Here is a 4929-nt window from a genome sequence, read left to right as displayed (position 1 = left end):
TCACGCGGCTCGAGGGGATTCATTCGCTTGACAGACGGGGAAGCCCTTGTAGTTGGAGTTCACCCGCGGGCGGAGGCTGGCGAAGCCAGCCGTAGCACGTCGGGTGCAACGACGGGTTAGGCCTCACTGCGGCTCCTCCGGATGCGCCGCAGGCAACTCACCTGCGGTGACCCAGAACTTGCTACCAGCCGCGAACAGCGTGAACTTGGGTGCCGACTCGTCTTGCGAGAACTGTTCTCCGAAGGTACGCACACGCCGAGTGTGCCCAACACGAACCGGCATAGCAAAAGAGCCTTCCACTGGCACGAGCAAGAAACAGCCCATGTTGCTCTCAACCCTTGCGACCGCCCTGGCGACGAACAGAAAAGCAAGCCACGCACTAAGGCCACAGAGCGCAGAAAACAGGACGAACACTGCGGCGAATACAGCCGTAGTCAGGGATAAACCGAGCCGCTCCCAGGAGGTTGCGACGACGGGAGCGAGGTAGACCACCAGCGCCGCCGAGAGCACTGAATAGACAGCGTAGATGAGGCTCTGACGCTTCAAGAACTCTCCGTGAGGCCTAACTACAAATGGTGGACAGGTGTGAGGTCGGCTGATGTCGCCTATCGCACCTTGATGGCATGAATGCTACGGCCTCGCCCCTCCTCTGGTAAGCCCTCTCTTCCTACCTGCCGCGGGGGTGTCGCGCGGTGCGATAGGCGACCTAAATTTCTGCGGATGGAAGCTGACGCCGCCGACGCAACGCTCGCCGCGGAACGATCCGTCGACACGCGGTCCAATGGCAACATCCTTGGCGCCACCGCCCTCCGCTCGGCCCACCCCATGCCTTCACTTACTCGCGCCGCCGCCCTCTTCGTTCTCCTCACAGTGGCGACGGCCGCGCCCGCCGCCCCCTACGCCTACATCACCAACCAGGCCGACCACACCGTCACCGTGATCGACGTCGCCACGGACCGCGCTGTCGCCACCGTGCCGGTCGACAAGTCGCCGGCCGGCGTGGTGGCCGTCAGTGCGGCCGGCAAGGTCTTCGTCACCGCGCCCGACAGCCATGCGGTGTCGGTGATCGACATGGCCACACAGAGCCGCATCGCCACGCTGCCCGCCGGCCAGGGCGCGGTGGGCATCGACGCCGCGCCGGACGGCCAGCGCGTCTACGTGGCCGACTGGTTCGGCCAGCACCTGCTGGGTTTCGACACCGGCGGCACGCATGCCGAGGTGCTGCGCGTGAAGCTGGGCCGCGCGCCGGCCGGCGTGGCGGTGTCGCCGGACGGCCGCCACGTCTACGTGGCCGAGCGCGACGACAATGTGGTGGCCGTCGTCGACGTGGCCGCGGCCGCGGTGGTGGCGCGCGTCCCCACCGGCGAGCATCCCTTCGCGCTGCTGGTGGACGCGCCGCGCGGGCGGCTCTACGCGCTCAACGTCTACAGCGACGACGTGTCGGTCATCGACGTGCGCGACCCCGCGCGCCCGCAGCGCGCCGGCACGGTGAAGGTGGGAAAAGCTCCCTATGGTGCGGCGCTGGCCGCGGGCGGCCGCCGCCTGTACGTCACCAATCAGCGCGACGACAGCGTGTCGGTGGTCGATCCCGACACACTGGCGCTGGTGCAGACCCTGAGGGGTTTTGGTTATCCCGAGGGCATCGCCTCGGTAGGCGACCGGGTGCTGGTGGTGAACTGGATGGACGAGAATGTGTCGGTGCTGGACGCGGCCAGCGGTCGCGAACTCAAGCGCGTGGACACGGGTCGCAACCCGCGGGGCTTCGGCGCCTTCATCGGCGCACCCGGGCCGCGCTGATCCACAGGCCCGGCCGCCGCCGGCCCTCGTCGTCATCGATCACAGGAGACTCTCGATGCTTTCACGTCGTCTCGCCGTCGCGGCGCTGACCCTCTTGGCTTCCAGCAGCGTCGCGCTGGCGCACGGCCCGACGCGGCAGAAGGTGGTCGAGAAGATCGCCATCGACGCCCCCGCCGACGCGGTGTGGGCTCAGATCAGGAACTTCGACGCGCTGGCCAAGTGGCACCCGGCGGTGGCCGAGAGTCCGGCCGACAAGGGCAATGCCGAGGGCTCGGTGCGGCAGATCAAGCTCAAGGGCGGCGGCGCGCTGACCGAGACGCTGGAGCGCTACAACGACGCCGGCAAGTCCTACACCTACCGCGCCAAGGACGGCGGCGCGCTGCCGGTCACTAACTACACGTCGACCCTCACCGTCAGCGGCGAGGGCGCCAAGTCCACGGTCGAATGGCGCGGCGCCTTCTACCGGGGCTTCCCCAACAACGACCCGCCGCCGGACCAGAACGACGAGGCCGCGGTGAAGGCGATCACCGGCGTGTACCAGGCAGGCCTGGCCAACCTCAAGAAGCTGGCCGAGAAGAAGTAGCGATCCGCTGCGCCGGCCGGCCCCGACCGGCGCAGAATCTCAGCCCCGTGTCGACCCCCGGAGGCCGAGATGCTGACCGACGCCCCGCTGACCACCCTGCTGCCCGTCGTCGACGTGCAGCGCGCCCGCGACTTCTACGAGCGCAAGCTCGGCCTGCAGCACGTGGGCATCAAACCCGACGGCAAGCTGCTGTACCGCTGCGGCGGCGGCGCCTTGCTGGCGCTGTTTCCCAAGGAGGCGGGCACCAAGGCCGAACACACGGCGGTGAGCTTCCAGGTCGCCGACATCGGCCGCGAGATCGCCGCGCTGGAAGCCGCGGGCGTCGTGTTCGAGGACTACGACTTCCCGGGCCTCAAGACGGTGAACCACGTCTGCGTGCTGGGCGCCGAGAAGGCCGCCTGGTTCAAGGACACCGAGGGCAACTACCTCTGCATCCACCAGGACCTGGCCTGAGCGCCGGCCTCGCCAGTCGCCGCCGCCGATGACGACGCCCGACTGGACCGTGCACGACGACCCGGACGGCCACGACCGCGATGCGGCCGGGGTTGTCGACCAGGGCCTGGGCGACTTCAACGAAGCCGCCGCGCCGCTGCACCAGGTGCAGCCGCTCGCCTGCTACGCGCGCGACGCGCAGGGCACGGTGATCGGCGGCGCGGTGGGCCGCACCTGGGGCAGCTGCGTCGAGCTGCAGCAGCTGTGGGTCGACGCCGCCCGGCGCCGGCAGGGCCTGGGCGCGCAGCTGCTGCTGCGCTTCGAGGCGCTGGCGATTCAGCGCGGCTGCCGGCTCGCCTACCTGGACACCTTCAGCTTCCAGGCGCCGTCGCTGTACGCTCGGCTGGGCTACGTGAAGGTCTCGACGATCGCGGGCTTTGCGCCGGGGATCGAGAAGTACGGGATGCAGAAGGTTCTTGCTTGAGCGTTCAGCAAGCGTCGGAGGAGCAAGCCCGGACACAAACCGTCCTGAGGACGGTTTGTGCCTGGCGAGCGCCCGGGGCCTCTGGCCTCGGGCATGAACGGAGCCGGTCGCCCGTCGTCCTTGCCTCGCGCAAGTCAGAACAGCAGCCGGCTCACGCCGTAAGCCGCCGCCGCCATCAAGGCCGACGCCGGGATCGTGAAGATCCAGGCCCAGACGATGGTGCCGGCCACGCCCCAGCGCACGGCCGACATGCGCTGCGTCGAGCCGACGCCGACGATGGCGCCGGTGATGGTGTGGGTGGTGGACACCGGGATGCCCAGGCTGGTGGCGAGAAACAGCGTGATCGCGCCGCCGGTCTCGGCGCAGAAGCCGCCCACCGGCTTGAGCTTGGTGATCTTCTGGCCCATGGTCTTGACGATGCGCCAGCCGCCGAACATCGTGCCCAGGCCGATCGCGATGTAGCAGGACCAGATCACCCACCAGGGCGGCGCCGAGTCGCCGGCCGCGACATAGCCGCTCGCGACCAGCAGCATCCAGATGATGCCGATGGTCTTCTGCGCGTCGTTGCCGCCGTGGCCCAGGCTGTAGAGCGCCGCCGACACCAGCTGGCCGCGGCGGAACAGCCGGTCGATGCGCAGCGGCGACTTCTCGCGGAACACGTGCGCCACCGCCACCATCAGCAGCGAGCCGAGCAGGAAACCCAGCAGCGGCGACACCAGGATGAAGGCCACCGTCTTCATGATGCCGGCGCCGATCAGCGCGGAGCTGCCGGCCTTGGCCAGCGTCGCGCCGACGATGCCGCCGATCAGCGCGTGCGAGCTCGACGACGGGATGCCGAACCACCAGGTGATGACGTTCCACGCGATCGCGCCGACCAGCGCGCCGAAGACCACGTGCGCATCCACCACGCCCGGCTCGACGATGCCCTTGCCGATGGTCTTGGCCACCGACAGGTGGAAGATGAAGATCGCGATGAAGTTGAAGAAGGCCGCGAACACCACCGCCTGCTGCGGCTTCAGCACGCCGGTGGACACGACGGTGGCGATGGAGTTGGCCGCGTCGTGGAAGCCGTTCATGAAGTCGAACAGGATCGCCAGCAGCACCAGCAGCACCACGACCCAGAAGCCGAGCTGGACCGATTCCACGGTTCAGCCCGGTCTACGAGTTTTCGAGGACGATGCCCTCGATCAGGTTGGCGACGTCCTCGCAGCGGTCGGTGACCTGCTCCAGCATCTCGTAGATGGCCTTGAGCTTGATGAGCTCGCGCACGTCGGGCTCGTCGCGGAAGAGCTTGCTCATGGCCGATCGCATCACGCGGTCGGCGTCGCTCTCGAGGTGGTCGATCTCCTCGCAGGTCTTGACGGCCGCCTCGACGGTGCTGGCGTCCTTGAGCTTGGGCAGCAGCGACACGGCGTGCTGCACGCGCTCGCAGCAGCGGGCGCTCAGCTGGCCGAGCTGCAGGGTCTCGTTGGTCATGCGGCGCACGTCGTAGAGACTCATCGTCTCGGTCGTGTCCTGCAGCAGGTCGAGGATGTCGTCCATCGCGTTGATCAGCGAGTGGATCTGCTCGCGGTCCAGCGGCGTGATGAAGGTCTTGTGCAGCAGGCGGTTGACCTCGGCGGTGACGCGGTCG

Annotated in this window: 7 protein-coding genes; 4 read left to right on the top strand and 3 right to left on the bottom strand. The window is 68.3% G+C overall.

Going from position 1 to position 4929, the window contains the following annotated elements; all coding sequences use genetic code 11:
• Nucleotides 1-123: 123 nt before the first annotated feature.
• On the bottom strand, nucleotides 124-546 hold the full coding sequence (locus QZV97_RS20275; protein ID WP_295647134.1) for a hypothetical protein: 423 nt from the start codon (nucleotides 544-546) through the stop codon (nucleotides 124-126).
• A 279-nt stretch (nucleotides 547-825) separates the two neighbouring features.
• On the opposite strand from QZV97_RS20275, the gene QZV97_RS20270 reads away from it, so the two are divergent.
• From QZV97_RS20270 to QZV97_RS20255, 4 genes are all read left to right on the top strand, one after another.
• On the top strand, nucleotides 826-1797 hold the full coding sequence (locus tag QZV97_RS20270) for a YncE family protein (protein WP_295647132.1): 972 nt from the start codon (nucleotides 826-828) through the stop codon (nucleotides 1795-1797).
• 55 nt (nucleotides 1798-1852) lie between these two features.
• Nucleotides 1853-2380 (top strand): SRPBCC family protein, encoded by a 528-nt coding sequence (locus QZV97_RS20265; RefSeq protein WP_295647130.1) that lies wholly within the window; start codon nucleotides 1853-1855, stop codon nucleotides 2378-2380.
• Nucleotides 2381-2449: 69 nt separating this feature from the next.
• Nucleotides 2450-2833, top strand: a complete 384-nt coding sequence (locus tag QZV97_RS20260) for a VOC family protein (RefSeq protein WP_295647128.1) — start codon at nucleotides 2450-2452, stop codon at nucleotides 2831-2833.
• A gap of 28 nt (nucleotides 2834-2861) precedes the next feature.
• Entirely contained in the window at nucleotides 2862-3296 is a 435-nt protein-coding gene (locus tag QZV97_RS20255; RefSeq protein WP_295647126.1) for a GNAT family N-acetyltransferase, read from the top strand.
• Nucleotides 3297-3430: 134 nt separating this feature from the next.
• Here QZV97_RS20255 and QZV97_RS20250 read toward each other — a convergent pair whose 3' ends face one another.
• Both QZV97_RS20250 and QZV97_RS20245 read right to left on the bottom strand, forming a co-directional pair.
• Nucleotides 3431-4441: an inorganic phosphate transporter gene (locus QZV97_RS20250; RefSeq protein ID WP_295647124.1), complete on the bottom strand. Its 1011-nt coding sequence runs from the start codon at nucleotides 4439-4441 to the stop codon at nucleotides 3431-3433.
• Nucleotides 4442-4454: 13 nt separating this feature from the next.
• On the bottom strand, nucleotides 4455-4929 hold a 475-nt coding region (locus QZV97_RS20245; protein ID WP_295647122.1), incomplete at its 5' end, for a DUF47 family protein.

The organism is uncultured Methylibium sp. (genome assembly GCF_902826655.1).
In the GTDB taxonomy this organism is placed as follows: domain Bacteria; phylum Pseudomonadota; class Gammaproteobacteria; order Burkholderiales; family Burkholderiaceae_C; genus Methylibium.
This window is presented reverse-complemented; position numbering and strand designations above follow the sequence as displayed.

What these genes read in the sequence shown, in the direction of transcription:
- QZV97_RS20270 (WP_295647132.1), top strand. Translation starts at nt 826, where the DNA reads ATGCCTTCACTTACTCGCGCCGCCGCCCTCTTCGTTCTCCTCACAGTG.
- QZV97_RS20265 (WP_295647130.1), top strand. Translation starts at nt 1,853, where the DNA reads ATGCTTTCACGTCGTCTCGCCGTCGCGGCGCTGACCCTCTTGGCTTCC.
- QZV97_RS20260 (WP_295647128.1), top strand. Translation starts at nt 2,450, where the DNA reads ATGCTGACCGACGCCCCGCTGACCACCCTGCTGCCCGTCGTCGACGTG.
- QZV97_RS20255 (WP_295647126.1), top strand. Translation starts at nt 2,862, where the DNA reads ATGACGACGCCCGACTGGACCGTGCACGACGACCCGGACGGCCACGAC.